The organism is Stutzerimonas frequens, assembly GCF_024448335.1.
Taxonomy (GTDB): Bacteria; Pseudomonadota; Gammaproteobacteria; order Pseudomonadales; family Pseudomonadaceae; genus Stutzerimonas; species Stutzerimonas frequens.
This window is the reverse complement of record NZ_JAMOHM010000003.1, coordinates 315,388-338,398: the sequence shown is the minus strand read 5'-3', so window position 1 is coordinate 338,398 and position 23,011 is coordinate 315,388. Positions and strand designations below refer to the sequence as shown.

The 23,011-nt window shown below is 62.4% G+C and carries 19 protein-coding genes; 6 read left to right on the top strand and 13 right to left on the bottom strand.

Annotated features, from left to right (window positions below; all coding sequences use genetic code 11):
• The 4 genes from NAO55_RS06470 to metH all read right to left on the bottom strand — a co-directional run bounded on the left by NAO55_RS06470 (position 1) and on the right by metH (position 5,241).
• A complete protein-coding gene (locus NAO55_RS06470; RefSeq protein ID WP_102841023.1) occupies positions 1–525 on the bottom strand; it encodes an AAA family ATPase in 525 nt (174 codons plus the stop codon).
• Entirely contained in the window at positions 522–1,082 is a 561-nt protein-coding gene (pnuC, locus tag NAO55_RS06465) for a nicotinamide riboside transporter PnuC (protein ID WP_102841024.1), read from the bottom strand. Before pnuC ends, NAO55_RS06470 begins: the two co-directional genes overlap by 4 nt.
• Positions 1,083–1,170: 88 nt before the next feature.
• On the bottom strand, positions 1,171–1,497 hold the full coding sequence (locus NAO55_RS06460; RefSeq protein ID WP_102841025.1) for a DUF5629 family protein: 327 nt from the start codon (positions 1,495–1,497) through the stop codon (positions 1,171–1,173).
• A gap of 51 nt (positions 1,498–1,548) precedes the next feature.
• A complete protein-coding gene (gene metH, locus NAO55_RS06455; RefSeq protein WP_102841026.1) occupies positions 1,549–5,241 on the bottom strand; it encodes a methionine synthase in 3,693 nt (1,230 codons plus the stop codon).
• A 162-nt stretch (positions 5,242–5,403) separates the two neighbouring features.
• Here metH and NAO55_RS06450 point away from each other — a divergent pair, with 162 nt between their 5' ends.
• The 4 genes from NAO55_RS06450 to NAO55_RS06435 all read left to right on the top strand — a co-directional run bounded on the left by NAO55_RS06450 (position 5,404) and on the right by NAO55_RS06435 (position 10,479).
• The gene (locus NAO55_RS06450; RefSeq protein WP_102841027.1) at positions 5,404–7,680 is read left to right on the top strand and encodes a fatty acid cis/trans isomerase; all 2,277 of its coding nucleotides are present in this window, start codon (positions 5,404–5,406) and stop codon (positions 7,678–7,680) included.
• A 119-nt stretch (positions 7,681–7,799) separates the two neighbouring features.
• Positions 7,800–8,384 (top strand): Fe-S biogenesis protein NfuA, encoded by a 585-nt coding sequence (nfuA, locus tag NAO55_RS06445; RefSeq protein ID WP_063540598.1) that lies wholly within the window; start codon positions 7,800–7,802, stop codon positions 8,382–8,384.
• 146 nt (positions 8,385–8,530) lie between these two features.
• Positions 8,531–9,514 carry a response regulator gene (locus tag NAO55_RS06440; protein ID WP_063540597.1) on the top strand — a complete coding sequence of 328 codons (984 nt, stop codon included), beginning with the start codon at positions 8,531–8,533 and terminating at the stop codon, positions 9,512–9,514.
• A 2-nt stretch (positions 9,515–9,516) separates the two neighbouring features.
• On the top strand, positions 9,517–10,479 hold the full coding sequence (locus NAO55_RS06435; protein ID WP_102841028.1) for a sensor domain-containing diguanylate cyclase: 963 nt from the start codon (positions 9,517–9,519) through the stop codon (positions 10,477–10,479).
• 15 nt (positions 10,480–10,494) lie between these two features.
• Here NAO55_RS06435 and NAO55_RS06430 read toward each other — a convergent pair whose 3' ends face one another.
• From NAO55_RS06430 to NAO55_RS06405, 6 genes are all read right to left on the bottom strand, one after another.
• Positions 10,495–11,595: a DNA topoisomerase IB gene (locus NAO55_RS06430; RefSeq protein WP_102841029.1), complete on the bottom strand. Its 1,101-nt coding sequence runs from the start codon at positions 11,593–11,595 to the stop codon at positions 10,495–10,497.
• A 55-nt stretch (positions 11,596–11,650) separates the two neighbouring features.
• Positions 11,651–11,860 carry a hypothetical protein gene (locus tag NAO55_RS06425; protein ID WP_197932493.1) on the bottom strand — a complete coding sequence of 70 codons (210 nt, stop codon included), beginning with the start codon at positions 11,858–11,860 and terminating at the stop codon, positions 11,651–11,653.
• A 59-nt stretch (positions 11,861–11,919) separates the two neighbouring features.
• Positions 11,920–12,612: a DUF421 domain-containing protein gene (locus tag NAO55_RS06420; RefSeq protein WP_102841030.1), complete on the bottom strand. Its 693-nt coding sequence runs from the start codon at positions 12,610–12,612 to the stop codon at positions 11,920–11,922.
• A gap of 90 nt (positions 12,613–12,702) precedes the next feature.
• Positions 12,703–12,984: a hypothetical protein gene (locus NAO55_RS06415; protein ID WP_063540593.1), complete on the bottom strand. Its 282-nt coding sequence runs from the start codon at positions 12,982–12,984 to the stop codon at positions 12,703–12,705.
• Positions 12,985–13,126: 142 nt separating this feature from the next.
• Entirely contained in the window at positions 13,127–13,396 is a 270-nt protein-coding gene (locus NAO55_RS06410; protein ID WP_102841031.1) for a hypothetical protein, read from the bottom strand.
• Positions 13,397–13,793: 397 nt separating this feature from the next.
• On the bottom strand, positions 13,794–15,428 hold the full coding sequence (locus tag NAO55_RS06405; protein WP_063540592.1) for a methyl-accepting chemotaxis protein: 1,635 nt from the start codon (positions 15,426–15,428) through the stop codon (positions 13,794–13,796).
• A 348-nt stretch (positions 15,429–15,776) separates the two neighbouring features.
• Between NAO55_RS06405 and NAO55_RS06400 the strand changes: the two genes are divergently transcribed.
• Entirely contained in the window at positions 15,777–16,607 is an 831-nt protein-coding gene (locus NAO55_RS06400) for an undecaprenyl-diphosphate phosphatase (RefSeq protein ID WP_063540591.1), read from the top strand.
• A 61-nt stretch (positions 16,608–16,668) separates the two neighbouring features.
• On the opposite strand, the gene NAO55_RS06395 is transcribed toward NAO55_RS06400, so the two are convergent.
• Positions 16,669–18,258 carry an ABC-F family ATPase gene (locus NAO55_RS06395; protein ID WP_102841032.1) on the bottom strand — a complete coding sequence of 530 codons (1,590 nt, stop codon included), beginning with the start codon at positions 18,256–18,258 and terminating at the stop codon, positions 16,669–16,671.
• Between the two features lie 337 nt (positions 18,259–18,595).
• On the opposite strand from NAO55_RS06395, the gene NAO55_RS06390 reads away from it, so the two are divergent.
• Positions 18,596–20,707: a TonB-dependent siderophore receptor gene (locus NAO55_RS06390; protein ID WP_439794657.1), complete on the top strand. Its 2,112-nt coding sequence runs from the start codon at positions 18,596–18,598 to the stop codon at positions 20,705–20,707.
• A 15-nt stretch (positions 20,708–20,722) separates the two neighbouring features.
• Here NAO55_RS06390 and NAO55_RS06385 read toward each other — a convergent pair whose 3' ends face one another.
• Together NAO55_RS06385 and NAO55_RS06380 are read right to left on the bottom strand one after the other, a co-directional pair.
• Positions 20,723–21,700 carry a TAXI family TRAP transporter solute-binding subunit gene (locus tag NAO55_RS06385; protein ID WP_102841034.1) on the bottom strand — a complete coding sequence of 326 codons (978 nt, stop codon included), beginning with the start codon at positions 21,698–21,700 and terminating at the stop codon, positions 20,723–20,725.
• A gap of 46 nt (positions 21,701–21,746) precedes the next feature.
• Complete coding sequence (locus NAO55_RS06380) at positions 21,747–22,991, bottom strand: D-amino acid dehydrogenase (protein ID WP_102841035.1); 1,245 nt, start codon at positions 22,989–22,991, stop codon at positions 21,747–21,749.
• Positions 22,992–23,011 lie beyond the last annotated feature (20 nt).

Sequence of the window (23,011 nt, the reverse complement as noted above, 5' to 3'; positions counted from 1 at the left end):
TCAGCCATCCAGCAGCGCTCGTGTCCAGGCAATTGCCTGACGTTCGCGCTCGGCCCAGTCGCCAGCGATTTCAACGAACGGCTTCCGATGCTGCCGAAGCCAGTCACGGCATTGCTCGTAGAAGCGCTGCCTGTCGTCTAGATCCGGCTGGCAGCGCTGGCCGTCCGCATGCCACTCGGCGCCTGTGGGCGAGAGCAACAGGTGCTGGTGGTATTCGCGCGCCTGCAGTTCGGCTTCCAGCCAATCGGGGCAGTCGCCGAACAGCGTGCGGCTCCAGAGCATGTTGCTCAGCAGATGGGTGTCGAGGATCAGCAGATGCGGTGCGGCGGCCCGTGCGGCGTCTTCCCGGGCCAGTTGGCCGCGGGCAATGGCCGGGATGTCGGCCAGCGTCGTGTCGCGTTGCGTCCGCTCGATGTAGTGACGCACGTACTCGTCGACCAATAGACCGCCAAAGCGGCGTCGCAAGCGATCGGCCAGCCAGCTCTTCCCGGTGGATTCCGGTCCGGTGAGCACGACGACCTTCATCGGGCGGCCACCAGGGTCGCACGCCATTCACGCAGCCCCATCACCGCCAGTGCGGTGAACAGCGCGTAGAGCCCGGCCGTCAACCAGTACCCCTGGTAGCTGAAGAAGCCGACAAACAAGGCATCGACCACGATCCACAGCGGCCAGCACTGCAGGCGCTTGAGTGCCATCCACAGCTGCGCGAGCAGGCTGAAGGCGGTCAGGCTGGCATCGATCCAGGGAAACGCCGCCTCGGTGAAGCGAGCCATTGCGCTGCCGAGCAGCAGGCTGCCTAACACCGCCATGCCGATGCCGACCAGCACTTCCGGCCCGCTGGCCAGGCTCACGCGCCGGCCATCGGCATCCGCGCCACGAGTCCAGGCCCACCAGCCATACAGCTGCATCGCCGCGAAGACGCTGTGCAACAGCACCTGGGAGTACAGCCTGGCATCGAAGAAAAGCCACGCATACAGCGACACCATGCCCAGTCCGATCGGCCAGCACCAGGGATTCTGCCGCACGGTCAGCCATACGGCGATCACGCCGAGCAGCGAGGCGACCAGTTCGAGAAGTGACATGGCGAGGTGACCGGTTATGAAACGAATGGGTGGCGGTAGGGCTGGCAGCAGCGCGGCCGTTTGCGGCCGCGGACGGGAGGAGGCGCGCTTACTCGGCCTCGTCCTCAGCGCCGATGGCGGCGAGGCATTGCAGGCGGTGCGGGCCTTCCAGCAGCCAGCTTTCGCCGTCGGCGTCGCGCTGCGCCTCCATGATCTGGTTGTAGCTGAACTGCCACTGGCGGCGGGTGCGGCCATCGACCAGGTCGATGGTCAGCAAGGTGGCCTCGCTGGCGAACGGCTGGTCGGCTTCGGCGGCTGCGTCGGCCTGATCCAGCACGGCTTCGTCAAGCGTGAACTGCCACGCGTGCAGGTCGTCGATGATCAGCATGTCGGCGTTTTCGAGTTCGTCGATCAGCCAGGGTGTTTCGGATGACATGGCGCACTTGCTCCGTGGAACGGGCGGGCGTCGGAGACGCCCGCGTCGAGATCAGTTGTCGTAGCCCAGGTTCGGCATCAGCCAGCGCTCGCTGATGGCCAGCTCCTGGCCCTTGCGCTGGCTATAGCTCTCGACCTGATCCTTGTCGATCTTGCCGACCGCAAAGTACTGCGCCTCGGGATGGGCGAAGTACCAGCCGCTGACCGCCGCGGTGGGCAGCATGGCGTAGTGCTCGGTGAGGGTGACCTGGCTGATGCCGTCGGCATCGAGCAGCTGGAACAGCGTGCCCTTCTCGGTGTGGTCCGGGCAGGCCGGGTAACCGGGGGCAGGGCGGATGCCCTTGTACTGCTCGCGGATCAGTTCCTCGTTGCTCAGCTGCTCATCCGGCGCATAGCCCCAGTAGTGCTTGCGCACCTGCTCGTGCAGCCATTCGGCACAGGCCTCGGCGAGGCGGTCGGCCAATGCCTTGACCATGATCGAGTTGTAGTCGTCGCCCTTGTCCTGATAGGCCTTGGCCAGTTCCTCGGCACCGATGCCAGCGGTGCAGATGAAGCCGCCCACGTAGTCGGTGATACCGGTGCTCTTCGGAGCGACGAAGTCAGCCAGCGACAGGTTCGGCTTGGCGTCCGGCTTGATGGTCTGCTGGCGCAGGTGGTGCAGAGTGGCCAGCTTCTCGCCGTTGTCGCCGTACACTTCCAGGTCATCGTCCTGGACCTGGTTGGCCGGCCAGAAGCCGAACACCGCACGAGCGCGGATCAGCTTCTCGTCGATCAGCTTGTTCAGCATGGCCTGGGCATCGTTGAACAGCGAGGTGGCCGCTTCGCCAACCACTTCGTCCTCGAGGATGCGCGGGTACTTGCCGGCCAGGTCCCAGGCGATGAAGAAAGGCGTCCAGTCGATGTAGTCGACCAGGGTGCGCAGATCGATGTCTTCCAGCACCTGGCGGCCGGTGAAGCTCGGCTTGACCGGGGCGTAGCCGCTCCAGTCGAACGGCGGTTTGTTGGCGACAGCGTCGAGGTAGCTCAGGCGTTCGGTGCGCGCACTGCGGTTGGCGGTGCGCTCGCGGATCAGCGCGTACTCTTCGCGGGTCTTGTCGACGAAGGCCGGCTTGAGTTCCTTGGACAGCAGGGTGGTGGCCACGCCGACTGCACGCGAGGCATCGGTGACATAGACCACCGCATCGTTGCTGTACTGCGGGTCGATCTTCACCGCGGTGTGTGCCTTGGAGGTGGTGGCGCCGCCGATCATCAGCGGCAGGCTGAAGCCTTGGCGCTGCATTTCCTTGGCCACATGAACCATTTCGTCCAGCGAGGGGGTGATCAGCCCGGACAGGCCGATGATGTCGCACTTCTCAGCGATGGCGGTCTGCAGGATCTTTTCCGCCGGCACCATCACGCCCATGTCCACCACGTCGTAGCCGTTGCAGCCGAGTACCACGCCGACGATGTTCTTGCCGATGTCGTGCACGTCGCCCTTGACGGTGGCCATGAGGATCTTGCCCTTGGCTTCCGGCTTGTCGCCCTTTTCCGCCTCGATGAAGGGGATCAGGTGGGCCACGGCCTGCTTCATCACGCGGGCAGACTTGACCACCTGGGGCAGGAACATCTTGCCGGCGCCGAACAGATCGCCCACCACGTTCATACCGGCCATCAGCGGGCCTTCGATCACCTCGATGGGGCGTGCGCACTGCTGGCGGCACTCCTCGGTGTCCTCCACGATGAAGGCGGTGATGCCCTTGACCAGCGCGTGCTCGAGGCGCTTGTCCACCGGCAGATTGCGCCATTCCTCGGTCTCGGCTTCCTTGACCGAGCCATCGCCCTTGTACTTGTCGGCGATCTCCAGCAGCGCCTCGGTGCCGCCGGCGCTGCGGTTGAGCACCACGTCCTCGACCGCGTCGCGCAGCTCCTTCGGGATCTCATCGTAGATCTCCAATTGGCCGGCGTTGACGATGCCCATGGTCAGGCCCGCCTTGATCGCATGGAACAGGAACACCGAGTGGATCGCTTCGCGCACCGGGTTGTTGCCGCGGAAGGAGAACGACACGTTGGACACGCCGCCCGAGGTCAGGGCATAGGGCAGGTTGTCGCGAATGAAGGCACAAGCCTCGATGAAGTCGACGGCGTAGTTGTTGTGCTCTTCGATGCCGGTGGCGATGGCGAAGATGTTCGGGTCGAAGATGATGTCTTCCGGCGGGAAGCCCACCTCGTTGACCAGGATGTCGTAGCTGCGCTGGCAGATTTCGCGCTTGCGTGCGGCGGTATCGGCCTGGCCGGCTTCGTCGAAGGCCATCACCACCACCGCGGCGCCGTAGCGCTTGCACAGGTGGGCGTGGTGCTTGAACTGCTCGACACCTTCCTTCATGGAGATGGAGTTGACGATGCCCTTGCCCTGGATGCACTTGAGGCCCGCCTCGATCACTTCCCACTTGGACGAGTCGATCATGATCGGCACGCGGGAGATGTCCGGCTCGCCGGCGATCAGGTTGAGGAAGGTGACCATGGCCGCCTTCGAATCCAGCATGCCCTCGTCCATGTTGATGTCGATCACCTGGGCGCCGGCTTCCACCTGCTGCAGGGCCACTTCCAGCGCCTCGGTGTAGTTCTCCTCGCGGATCAGACGGGCGAACTTGGCCGAACCGGTGATGTTGGTGCGCTCGCCGACGTTGACGAACAGCGAGCTGCGGTCGATGGTGAAGGGCTCCAGGCCCGACAGGCGGCAGGCCTTGGGAATGTCCGGAATAACGCGCGGCGGGTACTTGCTAACGGCCTCGGCGATCGCCTGGATGTGCGCCGGTGTGGTACCGCAGCAGCCACCGATGATGTTGAGGAAACCGCTGGCGGCGAACTCCTCGACCACCGCGGCCATTTCCGCCGGGCTTTCATCGTACTCGCCGAAGGCGTTGGGCAGGCCGGCGTTGGGGTGGGCGGACACATGGGTGTCGGCCTTGGTCGCCAGCTCCTCCAGATAGGGGCGCAGGTCCTTGGCGCCCAGGGCGCAGTTCAGGCCTACGGAGATCGGCTTGGCATGACGCACCGAGTTCCAGAACGCCTCGGTGGTCTGACCTGACAGGGTGCGGCCGGAGGCGTCGGTGATGGTGCCGGAGATCATGATCGGCAGCTCGACGCCATCTTCCTCGAACACTTGCTGCACGGCGAAGATCGCCGCCTTGGCGTTCAGCGTGTCGAAGATCGTTTCGATCAGGATCAGGTCAGCGCCGCCCTCGATCAGGCCACGGGTGGCTTCGGTGTAGTTCTCCACCAGCAGGTCGAAGGTGACGTTGCGGTAGCCGGGGTTGTTCACGTCCGGCGAGATGGAGCAGGTGCGGCTGGTCGGGCCGAGCACGCCGGCGACGAAACGCGGGCGATCCGGCGTCTCGGCGGTCTTGGCATCGGCCACTTCCCGGGCCAGGCGCGCGCCTTCCACGTTCAGCTCGTAGACCAGTTCTTCCATGCCGTAGTCGGCCTGGGAGACCCGAGTGGCATTGAAGGTGTTGGTTTCCAGAATGTCGGCGCCGGCATCGAGATAGGCCTTCTCGATGGCCTGGATGACGTCGGGGCGGGAGAGCAGCAACAGGTCGTTATTGCCCTTCACGTCGCTCGGCCAATCGGCGAATCGCTCGCCCCGGTAGTCGGACTCCTCCAGCTTGTAGCTCTGGATCATGGTGCCCATGCCGCCGTCGAGGATCAGGATGCGCTCCTTGAGTGCTTGCTGGAGGGCCTGAAGTCGAGCGATGCGAGTGGACATGGGAACTACCTGAAAAACGGAAACGAAAAGAGCGCGAATGATAGCAAAGCTGCATGCTTTTTTAGCTTCTGCACTTTTTCATGAAGATTATTCAAGATGATCGGGCAAGCGGCGCTCATTCCACATGCCTAGAATGCAGGCTCACTTCCAGGCGCTCGTTTCATGTCCTTTCGTTTCTGGCTCGGTTGTCTGTTCCTGCTCACCGGTAGCGTTGCACAGGCCGAAGCCCTCTCGTATTTGCGTGATATCCAGCCGATCTTCACAGCAAAGTGCGTGGCCTGCCATGCCTGCTACGACTCGCCATGCCAGCTCAATCTGGGCAGCGGCGAGGGCGTCGAGCGTGGTGCGAACAAACTGCCTGTCTATAACGGTGTGCGTTCCAAGGCGCAGGCGCCGACCCGGCTGTTTCTCGACGCCGAGGGAACAGACGCCTGGCGGCGCAAGGGGTTTCATGGGGTGCTCGACGCCCAGGGCGGTCAGGCGGCGCTGATGGCGCGCATGCTGGATCTGGGTCGCAGCCAACCGCTGACGCCCAATGCCAAGCTGCCTGCGGAGCTGAACATCGGCATTGGCCGGGAGAACACCTGCCCGCTGCCCGAAGAGTTCGATGGCTATGCGCGCAAGAACCTGCACGGTGGCATGCCTTTCGCTGTGACCGGCCTCAGCGATCAGGAATACGCGACGCTGCAGCGGTGGCTGGAGCAGGGCGCTCCGGTCGAGCATCGGCAGCTGCAACCGTCGCCGGCGGAAGCACTGCAGATCGAAGAATGGGAGCGCCTGCTGAACACGCCCGGCCCGCGCGGCACGCTGGTCGGACGCTGGCTGTATGAGCACCTCTTCATTGCCCACCTGTATTTCGAAGATGGCGAGCGCGGGCATTTCTATCAGCTGGTGCGCTCGCGTACACCCAGCGGTGAGCCAATCGATCCCATTGCCACGCGGCGGCCGAACGACGATCCGGGTACCCGCTTCAGCTACCGCTTGCGGCCCATCAGCGATGTGATCGTGCACAAGACGCATATCACCTATCCGCTGAGTTCGACGAAGCTGGCAAGGGTCAGATCACTGTTCTTCGAGGGCGACTGGGTCGTCGAATCGGTGCCGGGCTACGGCGCCAACCACCGGGCCAATCCGTTCAAGACCTTCCAGGCGATTCCGGCCGAGGCGCGTTACCAGTTCATGCTGGATAACGCCGAGTATTTCGTGCGCACCTTCATTCGCGGGCCGGTCTGCCGTGGGCAGATCGCCACGGACGTGATTCGCGACAACTTCTGGGTCTTTTTTCAGGACCCGCAGCATGACCTCTATATCACCGACCGTCGCTTTCGTGAGCAGGCCACACCGCTGCTAGCCATGCCGGGGCAGTTCGACGAGATGGGCGATCTGCTGGCGTTCTGGAAGACCTACCGCGTCAAGCGCAACCAATATGAGCAGCTGCGCACTAAGGCCTATGCCGACGCGCCGGCGGACTGGCCGCAAATCTGGTCCGGCAACGACAATGCCTTGCTCAGCGTGTTTCGTCAGCACGATAGCGCCTCGGTACGCAAGGGGCTGATCGGCGAGATTCCACAAACGCTGTGGTGGATGGACTATCCGTTGCTCGAGCGCACCTACTACCAGCTGGTGGTCAACTTCGACGTGTTTGGCAACGTATCCCACCAGGGCCAGACGCGGCTTTACTTCGATCTGATTCGCAACGGCGCCGAGCTCAATTTCCTGCGTCTGCTGCCGGCCAACAGCCGCCAGGCGATTCTCGATGACTGGTATGAAAAGGGCGGCCAGCTGAAGCTGCTGCTGGCCTACACCGCCATCGACAGCTCGACCCCCTCGCTGGTGGCGTTGAGCAAGGCGGACCCCAAGCGTGACTTCGCGCAGAGGCTGCTCGTGCGCCATGCCGCTATCAATGCCGCGCCTGATCCGATCAACCGCTGCCACGGCACGCATTGCTATCGTGAGGACCAGCCGGTCGAATTGCAGCGCGTCGAACAGGCGCTCGCTCGACTGACGAACCGGATGGCAGCAGGCTTGCCCGCCATCTTGCAGTTGCCGGAGGCGACACTGCTGCGGGTCGAATACGCTGATGACCGCCGCGAGATCTACAGCCTCCTGCGCAACCGTGCCCACAGCAACGTCGCGTTCATGTTCGGTGAATCACTGCGCTGGCAACCGAGACTGGACACCCTGACCGTCTACCCCGGCATCCTCAGCAGCTATCCGAACTTTCTTTTCAGTCTGCCGGCAAGCGAGGTGCCCGCATTCGCGGCTGCAATGGAGCAGGTCCGGAACAGGGGCGATTTTGAGCAGGTGGTAGAACGCTGGGGCATTCGCCGCAGCCACCCGCTGTTCTGGAGCTATTTCAATGATCTGACTCGCTATCTCGAGCAGGTCGAGCCACTCGAGGCGGGCGTACTCGACATGAATCGCTACGAGAATCTCTGATCTTCGAACCGGATGCGGGCGTGCTGGAACTGTAAGCAAGCTATCCCGACTAAAATACTAGGACTTAACCGCGGCAGTGGTTTGGCGTACACTGCCGCGCATGTCTGCGAGGAGTTCTCATGAGCGCGATCACCATTACCGAAGCTGCACACGATTATCTGGCCGACCTGCTCGAAAAGCAGAACACCACCGGCATTGGCATTCGCATCTTCATCACCCAGCCCGGCACACCGTACGCCGAGACCTGCATCGCGTACTGCAAGCCGGGTGAGGAGAAGCCCGATGACATCGCCATGGCTTTGAAGAGCTTTACCGCCTGGATCGATGGCACCAGCGAGCCCTTCCTCGAAGACGCACTGGTCGACTATGCCACTGACCGGATGGGTGGCCAGCTGACTATCAAGGCGCCTAATGCCAAGGTTCCCATGGTCAATGACGACAGCCCGCTGAACGAGCGCATCAATTACTACCTGCAGACCGAGATCAACCCTGGCCTGGCCAGTCACGGAGGGCAGGTGACCCTCATCGATGTAGTCGATGAAGGCATCGCCGTATTGCAGTTCGGTGGCGGCTGTCAGGGCTGTGGTCAGGCCGACGTGACATTGAAGGAAGGAATCGAGAAGACGTTGCTGGCTCGGATTCCAGAGCTCAAGGGGGTCCGCGACGTCACCGACCATACCAATCGCGAGAACGCGTACTACTGATCTTCGGGCCCGGTGGAGCAGGTCCGCCGGGCCGTTCAGCGGATTAAAGGCAAAATGCCGTTATTTTGCCGCCATGACGCACACAGCGCGTCTTTCCTGCGATAAGCTCTGGCGCTTCGGTCGATCGGGCAACGAGAGCTCGTACCATGTCTGCCATTTCACTGCTGATCTGCGATGACTCCAGCCTGGCCCGCAAGCAGCTGCTGCAAGCGCTGCCTGCAGGCTGGCCGGTGGTCGTCAGCCAAGCGGCAACCGGTATCGAAGCCCTGGAAAGGGTCCGGCAGGGCGACATCGACGTGCTGCTGCTCGATCTCACAATGCCCGAGCTGGACGGTTATCAGGTCCTTGCGCAGCTGCGCGAAGAAAAACTGCCGTGCAAAACCATCGTGATTTCGGCCGATATCCAGGATGAAGCCGTACGTCGGGTGCTGGCGCTCGGCGCGCTGGCCTTCATCAAGAAGCCTGCGGACCCCGTGCACCTGCAGCAGACGCTCGCCAGCCTTGGCCTGCTGGACGATCTTTCGACGCTGATCGGTCGAGAGGAGGGTGAGCGGATCGGTTTCCGCGACACCTTCCGCGAGGTCGTCAACATCGCCATGGGTCGTGCCGCGGCCCTGCTTGCGCGTGTTCTGGGCGTCTTCATTCAGCTCCCGATTCCCAACGTCAACATTCTCGAGGTCGGCGAACTGCACATGGCGCTGGCCGATGCTGCGCGCGGTGACCAGTTGACCGCGGTTTGTCAGGGTTACATCGGTGGGGGGATCGCCGGAGAGGCGTTGCTACTGTTCCACGATTCGGAGGTCGCGGACATGGCGCGCCTGATGCGCCGGCAGGATTACCTGGAGATGGAGATGCTCCTGGATCTGTCGAGCCTGCTGATCAGCGCGTGCCTGAGCGGCATCGCCGAGCAGATCGAGGTCGTGTTTTCCCAGGGGCATCCGCAGGTGCTCGGGCAGCATGCGTCGATCGAGGAGCTGATACGCCTCAACAGCGCGAGATGGAAAAAGACCTTGGCGGTCGAGATCAGCTATAGCCTGGAAGGGCATGACATCCACTTTGACCTGCTGCTGTTGTTCACGGAAGATTCGGTCGAGCTGCTGACCCGCAAGCTCGCCCACCTGATGGATTGAGCATGAGCGATACCACCGAGTTGACTGAGCTTCACTGGTTGCTGGCCATCGTCCAGAGCATCGACGTGGGTGTGGTGGTTCTGGACCGCGACTTCCGTGTCGAGGTCTGGAACACGTTCATGGAGAATCGCTCTGGCCTGCCGCCGGCAAAGGCGCGCAATCGCTCTTTTTTCTCTCTCTTTCCCGAAGTCGAAGAGGATTGGTTCCGCCGCAAGGTGGAGGGCGTCATGACCCTGGGTACGCCCTCGTTCACCATCTGGGAGCAGCGGCCGTATCTCCTGCGTTTCAAGAACTACCAGCCGATTACCGGGCTGGAAGATTTCATGTACCAGAACACCACGCTGCTGCCGCTCAAGGGCATTGACGGCAGCATCGCCCAGGTCTGCCTGATCATCTACGACGTGACCGACGTTGCGGTGAACCGGCGCCAACTGCAGGCGGCCAACGCTGAGCTGCAGCGCCTGTCGAGCACCGATCGGCTGACCGGTTTGTACAACCGCGGCCATTGGGAGGAGATGCTGCAGCTGGACTATGCACGTCATCGCCGTTACGAGAGTCAGGCCGCGCTGGTGATGTTCGATATCGATCACTTCAAGGCGATCAACGATACCTACGGTCACCAGGTCGGCGACGCGGTCATCCAGCAGGTTGCCGATCTGATCCGCGAGAATCTGCGGGATTCGGACGTAGCGGGGCGGTACGGCGGCGAGGAGTTCGTCGTGCTATTGCCGGACACCGACAAGCAGGGCGCCATGACCTTCGCCGAGCGCCTCCGGCATGCCGTTGAGAGCCATGAGGTGCAGCACGAGCAGCACCGTATTCGTTTCACCATCAGCCTTGGAGTAGCTGATCTCAGCGAGCCTACCAGCAGCCACGCCCAGCTGATCGAATGGGCAGACTCGGCGCTTTATGCATCCAAGGCGGCCGGACGCAATCGAGTCACCCTGCATCAGCACGACGCCTGAGCCGGGGGCGCGCCTTCAATCCGCTGCGCTCCTGAGAAAGGCAAGCAATCCAACCTCTTCCGCGCTCAGCCATCTGCGCTTCCTGGCACCTCGCAATCCGGCCAGTGCACCTTCATTGAATGCCTGCAGGATTGCAGGATGGATGTAGCACTGACGACATACGGCGGGCGTGTTCCCCAGCTGGCTGGCGACCTGCCTTACCGTCTCAACCAGATTGTGCCGGGCCATGCTCTCGGGGGAGCATTCGAGCTGGCGCAGACGCGCCAGTGCCAAGGCACTTCCGGCCCACGTGCGGTAGTCCTTCGCGGTGAAGTCGCGGCCCGTCATGTCCTGCAGGTAGGCATTCACATCGCTGGAGCTGACCGCCCGGCGTTGCCCCTCGTCATCCAGATACTGAAACAGCTGCTGGCCCGGTAGCTCCATGCAGCGGCGCATAAGCCTGGCCAGGCGCTTGTCGCGCAGGGTGACCTCGTGCTTGACCCCGCTTTTGCCGCGAAAGTGGAAACGGATTGCGGTGCCGCGGATATCAACATGGCGGGTACGCAGGGTAGTCAGCCCGTAGGAGCGGTTGTCCTTGGCGTAACGTGGATTACCGATTCGGATTAGTGTGGATTCTAGCAATAGCACCACCAGCGCCATGACCTTCTCGCGCGGCATGCCCCGGAGCGCCAGGTGTTTTTCCAGGTCTCGGCGCAGCCGTGGCAGGGCTTCGCCGAACTCCAGCATCCGGTCGTACTTGTTGCTGTCTCGGATCTCTCGCCACCGGGGGTGGTAACGGTATTGCTTGCGTCCACGGGCGTCGCGACCGGTAGCTTGAAGATGACCTTGCGGATCGGAGCAGATCCAGACATCACGGTACGCAGGCGGTATCGCCAACTTGTTGATCCTGCGTATCTCGTCTTCGTCGCGGATGCGCTCGCCGTCAGTATCGAAGTAGGCGAACTTCCCACGTAACGTCCGGCGGCGGATGCCGGGTTGCGAATCATCTACGTAGTGCAGGTCCGGTGGTAACGCAGAGCATAAGAGGGTGCCGGTGTCGCCCGCTTCGTCCCTGGGAACGGGGCGATCTCCCTCCGCCAGGGGAGGGGGCTCTTGCATGGTGCTGTCGTCGCGCATCTATTGCGAGATCCTCTGGGCCTCGCCAGCCCGGCTGGCGAGGCGATGGAGCGGCTCAGTTGTCCTTTTCGTTGCCGTTGCGCATCAACAGGCGGATTGCTGCGACGAGTTCGTCAACCGCTTCGCGGTAGAGCTCTGGCTTGGCCTCGGTTTCAGCCTGGTCTGCGTGCTTGCGCGCGGTTTCGAGGTGGTCGTTGATCGATGAATAGTCGCCAAGCATGGTCTGCTCCTGCTTTTGATCTGGATTGAAGTCGGGCAGCCGCAACGGAGATGGCTGGCCTCTATCAACTGACCGGTTAGAGCGATGGCGGTTCGTACCGTGTATCAGCGTGATCGCAGCGTCGTCAGCGCCTTTGACCAGGTCGGGTTGGAGCAGCGCGGGCATCGCTGCGTCTGTTGGCTTTCCAGTGCCTGGGGGAAACCGCAGCGGCCGCATGCATACATGCCGGCCGCGGGAACCTGGCGGAATTCCGGCCGGTATTCCGGCGGTAGAACGGAGAGTCCGGGACGTACCGCTTCGGGCTCATGGAAGAACAGACTGACGTTGCCGTCGTTCTCCAGAATGCCGAGCCGTACCTGACCAAGGTGCTCGACCCCCTGCTGGCGCAGTTCCATGAAAAATTCGTCAGCCGAGATGTTCAAGCTGTCCAGGCTGCGCAGTTCGTAGATGCCGTCGCGAATGATGGTGACCGGTCGACCTTCCAGCCACACACCGAAGCGTGGACTGCGATTCATCAGATACACGGTGAAGCGATACAAGAACAGCAGGGTGACGAACACCGCCGCGACCGGCAGCAATGGTACGTCTTCATAAAACGAGACGTCGCCGGCGGCGGAACCGAGGGTCAGGATGATGACCAGTTCGAACACCGAGAGCTGGCGAATGCCCCGACGGCCGCTGACCTTGAGAAAGATGAAAACCGCTGCGAACGCGAGCAATGCCCGTAGCGCCACTTCCGCTACGAACATCAGCGGAAACTCATGCAAAAGCATGCGCTGCAGATCAAAGGGAGTCATCTTCGGTGTTCCTTCGGAAAAGCCGGCGTTCGTCGGCGGGCATCACATTCGGCTTATCCTAGAGTGCCAGCGTCGATGAGTGCAGCCCCGTTATTCGGCTGCTGCTATCTCGAATTCCAGGTCGATGGCATCACCACTACCGTCGCCGACCACCGAGCCGACTACTGGCTTGCGGGTGACCTTGCGCCCGCCATAGGCCTCGCTCAAGTGCCGCTGTGCGACGTCACCGATGTGGTCGATGAGTCCGGGCGTCTGTGTGTCGCGCGGAATGACGAAGTGCAGTTTCACCAAGTGGCCGCCGGAGTCTCGAGGTAGATCGGCAAGCCCGCAGCTTTGCCATTGATCGTTGACGTAGGCTTCTGCACCTTTCATGGGTCTCTCCTGTTATGTCCGTTGCTGTTGAGACCGTTAAACAGCCGAATGGATCAGTCGAGGTCACCAGGACAACCCAACCGCCGGACATGAAAAAAGGCCTGGAGCGCGTGCCGCAGGCCTTCGTTCGGGCGAGCCATGCTTATTCAGGCATGTGCCAAGGGGAGAAGTGGGCGCCATCGCGGCTGAGTTGCTCGCGAGTCTGCTCCAGGGTTTCACCGAGTTTCACAGGATCGGTGAAAACGCTGCTGGACATCTTGCAACGACCCAAGAGGCGGGCTTCGTCGCGATCGACAACGGTGATGCTGACTTCGCCGTTTCCTTCGAGCAGCGTCCAGGCAACGCACTGGAATGGTTTGAACGCGCGGTCGGTGATCAGAAGGGCTTCATTGATACGCAGCGGGGTGTGCATGGGGCATGTCTCTCTGTGTGATACCCAAAATACCTGCAGCCAAGCTCGTTGGCATTGGCCTTACATTGCAGTTGATGTACCCAGAGGACTGATGAGTCACATGCGAGTTCGAAAAAATTTGAAGGCCTTTGCAATTAGCCAAAGGTATAACGTTGACGCATGGTCGGCCGGGGGCTCCAGGTTCGATCTAAACCCTTGTCACTGCTGGAAAATTTCACTGGCGAGGTGAGGGAGGCGGGCTTGCTAGGCCGCACAGGGAAAAGGCCCGTGCGACAACCTGTCGCGAGGGGAGATGTTGAGGTTAGGCTGGCGCCTGCTTGCTGATGGTGCGAGCGGAAGGGGCACTGCTTCAGTAGGGTGCCGGCGGTCCCGCTCACGAGGACCGCCGGGTAGGGGATCAGACCCTGAACTGACTGAGCAGGCGATTGAGCTGGCTGGCGAGTTCGCCCAGACGCTTGCCCGCCTCACTGGACTGCTCGGCTGCCAGCGTACTCTCTTGCGCCAGGCCGGCGGCCTGGGTCACGTTCTGGTTGATCTCCTCGACCACATGGGACTGCTGCAGGGTAGCGCTGGCAATCGAAGCGTTGACGCCCGACAGGTTGCGCAAAGCCTGAGCGATCTCGCCAAGACTTTCGCCAGCCTGACTGGCCTGCTCGACAGTGAGTTGCGAGGCCCGGTTGCTTTCCATGATGACGTTCACGGCTGCACCTGAATTCTTCTGCAGGCGCTCGATCATGCCTTGGATCTCCGCTGTCGACTGTTGTGTCCGCTGCGCCAGCAGACGCACCTCGTCGGCTACCACGGCGAAGCCACGGCCCTGCTCGCCAGCTCGTGCAGCTTCGATTGCCGCATTCAGTGCCAGCAGGTTGGTCTGCTCGGCGATGGAGCCGATGACCTCGAGAACGGAGCCGATCTTGGTGGTTTCATCGGCCAGTGACTGGATCACGTCCACCGCCTGGCTGATGGTTGCCGACAGCTCGTCGATCTGTTGCAGGCTCGTCTCGATGTTGCGCTGGCCGAGCCCGGCCTGGTTCTCTGCTGCGCCCACTTCGCTCGACGCGTGTTCGGCGTTCTTGGCGACTTCCTGCACTGCGTAGGTAACCTCGTTGACTGCCGTGGCCACCTGTTCCATTTGCAGCATCTGCTGCTGGCTCTGTTCGTGGGTCTGGCTAGAAAGCTCGCTGAGCGAGCGCGAGGATTGATCCAGGGCTCCGGCCGTTTCGAAAAGCTGACCGACAACGGTACGCAGTTTTTGGGTGAATCGGTTGAAATCTCGGCCGAGCGTGGTCAGCTCATCATTGCCCGACACATCCAGTGTGTGGGTCAGGTCGGCTTCGCCGCTGGCGATATTGGCCATCGCCGCCATCGTGTGGCGCAGCGGCGCAACGATACTGCGGATCAGGATGGCGACCACCACGGCCATGATCGCGGCGATGAACAGACCGATGATGGAAAAGCGCGTCACGTAGTTCCAGAACTCCTGCTCCACGTCATCGACGTAGATGCCTGAGCCGATGATCCAGCCCCAGGGCTTGAACAGTTGCACATAGGAGATTTTCGGCACCGGATTCTCTTCGCCGGGCTTGGCCCACATGTAGTCGACCAGGCCTGCACCGTCACGACGAGCGATGGCGACCATCTCGTTGAACAGCTCCTTGCCTTCCGGATCCTTGATCTTCGAAAGATCCTGGCCGTCGAGCTTGGGCTGCATCGGGTGCATGATCATGGTCGGGCCAAGATCGTTGATCCAGAAGTAGTCCTGGCCGTCATAGCGAAGCAGCCGGATCTGCTCCATGGCGGCACGTTGCGCCTCCGCGGTACTCATCGCACCGCTGGTTTCCAGCTTGCGGTAGTGCTCGAAAACACCGGCGGCCGCTTCAACCACGTTACGCGTCGCCTCCTGCTTGCCTCGGTACAGGTCGGAGCGAACCTGCTGGATCATCAGCAGACCGAGGATGAAGAGCATGGCGATGGCGACCACGGGGATCAGCCAGAGGCGCTTGCTGATAGGAACATTGCGCAGCAGATTCATGAATACGGCTCCTGGAGGTGTCTTTCTTATCGTTCTTGTCTTGTGGTGGCTCGGACGATGCTTGGTTTGTTGCAAGTGGTAGCGCCATGCTGGTGACGACAACCACCTGAGCCTGCGCCCGCTCAAGCAACCAACGGCTCGCCTGTCAGCTGTGTGCGGCCTGCTGGTTGGAGCCGGGCAATGGCTTCTAAGTAGCTTTTCGGCCGCTTGTGACTAAAAATGAGCCCCCGTTTCGTCTGCCGTGGAATTTAGTTCCCCGCGGCGAGTCAGAACAGCGTTTCGATGGCTTTGTGACATATACCTTGGTTGCATTCATGTGCGATGAGTGGCATCGCTTTTGGGGAGTAGATGGATCTTTGGATTGCGGTTCAGGCACTGATTCTGGGCGTAGTAGAGGGAATAACCGAGTTTCTTCCGGTCTCCAGTACCGGCCACCAAATCATCGTCGCGGATCTGATCGGCTTCGGCGGTGAACGCGCACTGGCTTTCAATATCATCATCCAGCTCGGCGCGATCCTCGCGGTGATCTGGGAATATCGGCGCAAGATCATCGATGTGGTGGTCGGCCTGCCTAGGGAGCGCCAGGCACAGAAGTTCACCGCCAACCTGCTGGTCGCCTTCATGCCGGCTGTAGTGCTTGGCGTGGCCTTTGCCGATCTGATCCACGAATACCTGTTCAACCCGATCACAGTGGCCACCGCGCTGGTCATCGGCGGCATCGTCATGCTCTGGGCCGAGCGTCGCGAACATGCAATTCGCGCCGAGACAGTCGACGACATGACCTGGACGCTGGCCTTGAAGGTCGGTTTCGCTCAGTGTCTGGCGCTGGTGCCGGGCACTTCGCGGTCGGGCTCGACGATCATTGGTGGACTGCTGTTCGGCCTGTCGCGCAAAGCCGCCACCGAGTTCTCGTTCTTCCTGGCGATGCCGACCATGGTCGGCGCTGCTGTCTATTCCGGCTACAAATACCGCGAGCTGTTCCAGCCGGGCGACTTCGCCGTGTTCGCCATCGGCTTCGTTACCTCGTTCATTTTCGCCATGCTGGCCGTGCGGGCGCTGCTGAAGTTCATCGGTAACCACAGCTACGCTGCGTTCGCCTGGTACCGGATCGGTTTCGGTCTGTTGATCCTGGGCACCTGGCAGCTGGGGATGATCGACTGGAGCACGGCAGTCGGTTAGAGCCACCCTTGAAATGAAAAAGCCCCGCGGATGCGGGGCTTTTTTCATGCGCGAGGCGGTTTCAAACAAGCACGCCCTGGCTGCGCAGATAGTCGTCGTAGCTGCCGCTGAAGTCAGTCACGCCGTTCTCCGACAATTCGATGATGCGCGTGGCCAGGGAGCTGACGAACTCGCGGTCGTGGCTGACGAAGATCAGCGTGCCCGGGTAGTTCTCCAGCGCCAGGTTGAGTGCCTCAATGGATTCCATGTCCAGGTGGTTGGTTGGTTCGTCCATCACCAGCACGTTGGGCTTCTTCAGGATCAGCTTGCCGAACAGCATGCGGCCCTGTTCGCCACCGGAGATCACCTTGACCGATTTCTTGATCTCGTCGTTGGAGAACAGCATGCGGCCCAACGTGCCGCGCACCAGTTGCTCGCCACCCTGGGTCCACTGGCCCATCCAGTCGAAGAGGGTGACGTCGTCCTCGAAGTCCTCGGCGTGGTCCTGGGCGAAATAGCCCACATCGGCACTTTCGGTCCACTTCACTTCACCGGACATGGGTGGCAACTCACCGACCAGTGTGCGCAGCAGGGTGGTCTTGCCGATGCCGTTCGGGCCGATGATGGCCACACGCTCGCCGGCCTCGACCTGCAGATTCAGGTTCTGGAACAGTGGCGTGCCGTCATAACCCTGACTGATGCGCTCCAGGGTGACCGCCTGGCGATGCAGCTTCTTGTACTGCTCGAAACGGATGAACGGGCTGACGCGACTGGACGGCTTCACTTCGTCGAGCTGGATCTTGTCGATCAGCTTCGCGCGGCTGGTGGCCTGCTTGGCCTTGGAGGCGTTGGCCGAGAAGCGGCTGACGAAGGTCTGCAGTTCGGCGATCTGCGCCTTCTTCTTGGCGTTGTCCGAGAGCAGGCGTTCACGGGCCTGGGTTGCGGCCGTCATGTATTCGTCGTAGTTGCCCGGGAACAGGCGCAGCTCGCCGTAATCCAGGTCGGCCATGTGGGTGCAGACGCTGTTGAGGAAGTGGCGGTCGTGGGAAATGATGATCATGGTGCTGTTGCGCGCCGTGAGAATCGATTCCAGCCAGCGGATGGTGTTGATGTCCAAGTGGTTGGTCGGTTCGTCCAGCAGCAGCACTTCCGGGTCGGAGAACAGCGCCTGGGCCAGCAGTACGCGCAGCTTCCAGCCGGGCGCCACGGCACTCATCGGGCCGAAATGCTGATCGAGCGGGATGCCCAGGCCGAGCAGCAGCTCGCCGGCGCGCGATTCGGCGGTGTAGCCGTCGAACTCGGCGAACTGAACCTCCAGCTCGGCGACCGCCATGCCGTCTTCCTCGCTCATTTCCGGCAGCGAGTAGATGCGGTCGCGCTCGGCCTTCACCTTCCACAGCTCGGTGTGACCCATGATCACCGTGTCGATCACGCTGAAGTCTTCATAGGCGAACTGATCCTGACGCAGCTTGCCCAGGCGCACGTTGGGCTCGAGCATCACCTGGCCGGCCGATGGTTCCAGCTCGCCACCGAGGATTTTCATGAAGGTCGATTTGCCGCAGCCATTGGCGCCGATGAGACCGTAGCGGTTGCCACCGCCGAACTTGACGGAAACGTTTTCGAACAGCGGCTTGGCACCGAACTGCATGGTGATATTGGCGGTGGAGATCAAGGGCTTACCTATCAATGAATGCGACGTGTAACGGGCCGGGACCGATCCGGCAGCAATACTCGGCGTTCCAGCTCGCTCCGGAAGGGGAGCTGGTGATCCTGCAATGCTGAGGAGTACGACAGCGACGGATGCTGGCTGTCGAGAACGAATGCGGGGATTGCGGCCGAGCGAAAGGCGCGCATTGTCGCATAGCTGCGCCATCGGAGTAAGGAGGGTGAACGCAGCAATCGAGGAACCGGCCATTCGTGGCGAAGCAGATGCGAATCGTTCCATTGACAGCGCCAAGCCAAACGGACAGCATTGTTACGATATAACGTCTTGATCTTGAGTGTTAGGCATGAGTGAGAAAGTCGCGGTATTGAAGTGGGCGGGTGCCGGAGCGGCATTGATGCTGGCAGGTGCGCCGCTGGCGGGCGCGCAGGAGGCGGCGGTGCTGGATTCGGTCGTCATCACTGCCGATCAGGAACGTGCCGACGGACCGGTGCAGGGCTATCGCGCCAAGCGCACGCGCAGCGCCACCAGGACCGATACGCCCATCGAGGAAATACCCCAGTCGATCAGCGTCGTCCCGGCCTCGGTGCTGGACGACCTGGACAGCCCACGAGTGGAAAGGGCGTTGGACTTCGCCGGCGGCGTTGCACGGCAGAACGACTTCGGCGGCCTGACGATGTACGAGTACAGCGTCCGCGGGTTGACCACCAGCGAGTTCTACAAGGATGGCTTCAGCGTCAACCGGGGCTACATGAACCCGCCGGACGCGGCGAGCATCGAACGTGTCGAGGTTCTCAAGGGACCGTCCGCCAGCCTGTACGGCCGTGGCGATCCGGGCGGCACCATCAACATCGTCAGCAAGCGGCCGCAGCTGGATAGCTTCGCCCGTCTTGACCTGAGCGCCGGGCGTTGGGATCGCTACCGCAGCGCGTTGGACGTGAACACGCCGCTGGATGAAGACGGCAACATGCTGTACCGCATGAACATCGCCGTCGAAGACAACAAGAGTTTCCGCGACCATCGCGAATCCGAACGGCAGTTCGTGGCGCCGTCCTTCAGCTGGGAGCTGAGCCCCGATACGCGGTTGCTGGTGCAGGCTGAGGTGGTGCGCAACCGGCAGACCTTCGACCGCGGGGTGGTCGCACCGGGCGGCAACCTGGGCCGGGTGTCCCGCTCGGCATTCTATGGCGAACCCTCCGATGGTCCGATCAGCAACGACAACGAAACGCTGCAGGCCGAACTCGAACACGACCTCAACGAGGTCTGGACACTGCGCCTGGCCAGTCACTACAAGCAGGGGCGCATGGACGGCTATGCCACCGAAGCAGCGGCGGTCGCAGCAGACGGCCGAACGCTGTCGCGCAACCTGCGCTATCGCGACTATGACTGGCAGGACGCGATCACCCAACTGGAACTGCACGGCCGGGTGGACACCGGTTCGATCGAACATCAGCTGCTGATCGGCACCGAGTACGAACGCTATGCCTTGAGCGAATTCATGCTGCGCTCCGACAACCTGCGCAGTATCGACCTCTACAACCCCGTCTATGGCTCACTGCGACCGGCGTTCAATCCGGCCCGCACGGTCGACCGCAACGAGTTGGTGCACAACCGCGCACTGAATCTGCAGGACCAGATGCGTCTGACCGACAAGCTGTTCGGCGTGGTCGGGGCCCGTTACGACCATTACGAACAGCGCCTGGACAACGAGGTGAGCGGCCGGCGAGCCGAGCAGACGCACGAAAAGATCACGCCTCGGGTCGGCGTGCTCTACCAGCTGTTGCCGGAGGTCGGCTTGTTCGCCAACGCTTCGCAGTCGTTCAAACCGAATAACGGAGCCGCTGCCAGTGGCGCGACCTTCGATCCGGAAGAGGGCATGGGCTACGAGGCGGGCGTCAAACTCGACCTGTTCGATGGCCGTCTGGGCCTGACCGCCGCGGCATTCCACCTGACCAAGGAGAATGTGCTGACCAGCGATCCGGCCAACGATGGCTTCCAGATCGCTGCGGGCGAAGTTCGCAGCCGGGGTGTGGATCTGCAGCTCGCCGGCCAGCTCACCGACGCCATTCGAGTGATCGGCGCCTACGCCTACGTGGATGCGGAAGTGACCCGCGACAACACCCTGGCGCGCGGCAGTCGCCTGCTCAACGTGCCGCGCCACAGCGGCAGCCTGCTGACCACCTACGAGTTCCAGGATGGCGATCTGCGCGGTCTTTCCCTGGGTGGTGCGCTGAACTATGTGGGCGATCGGGCAGGGCAGGCCCACAGCGACTTCGAACTGCCGTCCTACACCACGGTCGATCTGCTCGCGCGCTACCAGGCCACGCAGAACCTGACGCTGGGAGTGAACCTGAACAACGCCTTCGACCGTACCTACTACGAGCGCTCGTACAGCAACGTCTGGGTGATGCCGGGTGACCCGCGCAACCTCAGCCTGAGCCTGTCCCTGGCGCTCTGACGGCGGTCGGCTGCGTCACAGCCAGCCTTTTTCCCGGTAGTAACGTTCCGCGCCCTCGTGCAGGGGCGCGGTCAGGCCGACGCGGATCATGTCCTCGGCTTGAAGCTCGGCGAAGGCCGGATGCAGGTGCTTGAATCGTTCGAGGTTGTCGAACACCGACTTGACCAGCTGGTAGACGACTTCGGGGTCGGTCTTGCTGGTGGTGGCCAGAACCGCCTTGCCGCCGATCGAGGGGACCGAGACATCGACACCCGGATAGAGCCCGCCGGGTATCGGCGCCGAGCTGTAGTAGTCGGCCTTGGCGAGCAGGGCGTCGATCGCCTCGCCCTGGACCGGGATGATCCGCGCCTTCACGTTCGTCAGTGCCTCCTGGATCGCACCACTGGGATGGCCCACCACATAGGTGATGGCATCCAGGTTGTTGTCGCCCAGTGCCGAGGCCATCTCCGCGGGTTTGAGTTCGGCGGCCAGGGCGAAGCTGGCATTGCTCCAGCCTTTGGCCTTCATGACTTCCTCGAAGGTATCGCGGCTGCCGGAGCCGGGCACGCCGATGTTCACGCGTTTGCCTTCCAGGCCATCCAGATCACGGATGCCGCTGTCCTCGCGCACCACCACGGTGAGAATTTCCGATTGCAGCGAGAACACCGCGCGTAGCTCGTCGACGGCACCGTCGCGGTCGAACGGAGCCAGGCCTTGCAAGGCCTTGTGCTGATGGTCGGACTGGATGAAACCGAAATCGTACTCACCTTTCTGCAACGCCACGATGTTGGTCACGCTGCCGGCGGTGGAGGGTGCGTTGCACTTGATGGCCGGCTTCACCTCGGCGCGATTGAGGAAGCGGCACACCGACTGGCCGGCGGTGTAGTACACGCCGGTCTGGCCGCCGGTGCCGATGGTGACGAAACGCTCCTGGGCGAGCGCGCCTGGGCTCGCCATTGCCAGCGCGCCTGCCAGGGTGATGCCGAACAGGCCGATACGGATCTGGTGGTTCATCGTGGTTCCCTCTTGTTGGTTTAGTCGGAACGGTACGGCTGTGAGATCAGCAGGTTAGGCTCAGCCCCTGCAGCGAAACCGCTGGCGGCGATCCGCCGATTTCGCTGGCCAGCAGGTCGGCGCTGCCGCAGGCGAGCGTGAAGCCCAGGCTGCCGTGGCCGACGTTGAGCCAGAGATTATCGATGCCGCTGCGGCCGATGAGCGGCGTGCCCTCCGGTGTGGCTGGGCGCAGACCGGCCCATTGGCGGGCGTGCCGGTAGTCCCCCGCGTCGGGGAAAGTCGCGCCAGCCAGGCGCTGCAGCGTCGCGATGCGTTTGTGGTCGAGTGCGCTGCCCCAGCCGCCGATATCCACCATTGCCGCGACGCGCAGCTGATCGTCCAGGCGGGCGTAGACGACCTTGTTGTCGTAGTCGGTGACGTTGGTTTGCGGCACGCGGTTCTGGTCGGCCAGCGCAACGGTCAGGCTGTAGCCCTTGAGCGGGTAGATCGGCAGGTCGATACCCAGTGGCCGAAGCAGCCCGACGCTGCCGGTGCCGGCCGCCACTACCAGATGGTCGATGGCGACGTCATCGTGCCCGAGCACGACCGCGCGGACCCGCTTGCCTTCGGTGCGCAATGCGCTCACCGATTGGCCGGTATGCAGATGAAACGCAGGCGATGCCCGCAGTCGCCGCAGCAGTTCGGTGCAGAACAGATGGCAGTCGGCAACCTCGTCGCCGGGCGAATAGATGCCGCCGTGCAGCGATGACGCCAACGGCGCCAACGCCGGCTCGACGTCGATGCATTGCGCGGCGTCCAGCAGCCGCTGCCCTGATTCGTCGTCGATGGCCGCTGCGCCCTTGTGCAGGCTGTGTTGATCGCGATAGATCACCAGTTTGCCGTTGGCGCGCCAGGCGAAGCCGTCCAGCTGGTCCTGCTCGCGCCAGCTGCGCAGGATCTGCTGGCTGTGCAGGGCGAGCCGCAGCAAGTGAGCCGCGTTGCGCCGATTGACCGAGCGCCGGCACGCCAGCAGGAACTGCAGGCACCAGCGCCACTGGTGCAGACTCGCCCGCGGTCGGAAGCGCAGCGGGGCATCGGCTCCGCGCAGCATCCAGCCAATCGCCTGCAGCGGAACGCCGGCATCGGCCAGGGGCGAAACGTAGCGATAGCTGAGCTGCCCGCCATTGGCGAAGCTGGTTTCCAGGGCGACACCGTCGCGCCGTTCGATCAGCTCGACATTGTGCCCCTGGCGCACCAGTGAATAGGCGGTGGCAAGCCCGATAACGCCTGCGCCGATGACTGCTATCCGCATGCAACTGCTCCTCCGACTCG

Bases quoted from the DNA above. Each gene is read 5' to 3' on its own strand.
- NAO55_RS06470 (WP_102841023.1), bottom strand. From the start codon at position 525: ATGAAGGTCGTCGTGCTCACCGGACCGGAATCCACCGGGAAGAGCTGG.
- pnuC (WP_102841024.1), bottom strand. From the start codon at position 1,082: ATGTCACTTCTCGAACTGGTCGCCTCGCTGCTCGGCGTGATCGCCGTA.
- NAO55_RS06460 (WP_102841025.1), bottom strand. From the start codon at position 1,497: ATGTCATCCGAAACACCCTGGCTGATCGACGAACTCGAAAACGCCGAC.
- metH (WP_102841026.1), bottom strand. From the start codon at position 5,241: ATGTCCACTCGCATCGCTCGACTTCAGGCCCTCCAGCAAGCACTCAAG.
- NAO55_RS06450 (WP_102841027.1), top strand. From the start codon at position 5,404: ATGTCCTTTCGTTTCTGGCTCGGTTGTCTGTTCCTGCTCACCGGTAGC.
- nfuA (WP_063540598.1), top strand. From the start codon at position 7,800: ATGAGCGCGATCACCATTACCGAAGCTGCACACGATTATCTGGCCGAC.
- NAO55_RS06440 (WP_063540597.1), top strand. From the start codon at position 8,531: ATGTCTGCCATTTCACTGCTGATCTGCGATGACTCCAGCCTGGCCCGC.
- NAO55_RS06435 (WP_102841028.1), top strand. From the start codon at position 9,517: ATGAGCGATACCACCGAGTTGACTGAGCTTCACTGGTTGCTGGCCATC.
- NAO55_RS06430 (WP_102841029.1), bottom strand. From the start codon at position 11,595: ATGCGCGACGACAGCACCATGCAAGAGCCCCCTCCCCTGGCGGAGGGA.
- NAO55_RS06420 (WP_102841030.1), bottom strand. From the start codon at position 12,612: ATGACTCCCTTTGATCTGCAGCGCATGCTTTTGCATGAGTTTCCGCTG.
- NAO55_RS06415 (WP_063540593.1), bottom strand. From the start codon at position 12,984: ATGAAAGGTGCAGAAGCCTACGTCAACGATCAATGGCAAAGCTGCGGG.
- NAO55_RS06410 (WP_102841031.1), bottom strand. From the start codon at position 13,396: ATGCACACCCCGCTGCGTATCAATGAAGCCCTTCTGATCACCGACCGC.
- NAO55_RS06405 (WP_063540592.1), bottom strand. From the start codon at position 15,428: ATGAATCTGCTGCGCAATGTTCCTATCAGCAAGCGCCTCTGGCTGATC.
- NAO55_RS06400 (WP_063540591.1), top strand. From the start codon at position 15,777: ATGGATCTTTGGATTGCGGTTCAGGCACTGATTCTGGGCGTAGTAGAG.
- NAO55_RS06390 (WP_439794657.1), top strand. From the start codon at position 18,596: ATGAGTGAGAAAGTCGCGGTATTGAAGTGGGCGGGTGCCGGAGCGGCA.
- NAO55_RS06385 (WP_102841034.1), bottom strand. From the start codon at position 21,700: ATGAACCACCAGATCCGTATCGGCCTGTTCGGCATCACCCTGGCAGGC.
- NAO55_RS06380 (WP_102841035.1), bottom strand. From the start codon at position 22,991: ATGCGGATAGCAGTCATCGGCGCAGGCGTTATCGGGCTTGCCACCGCC.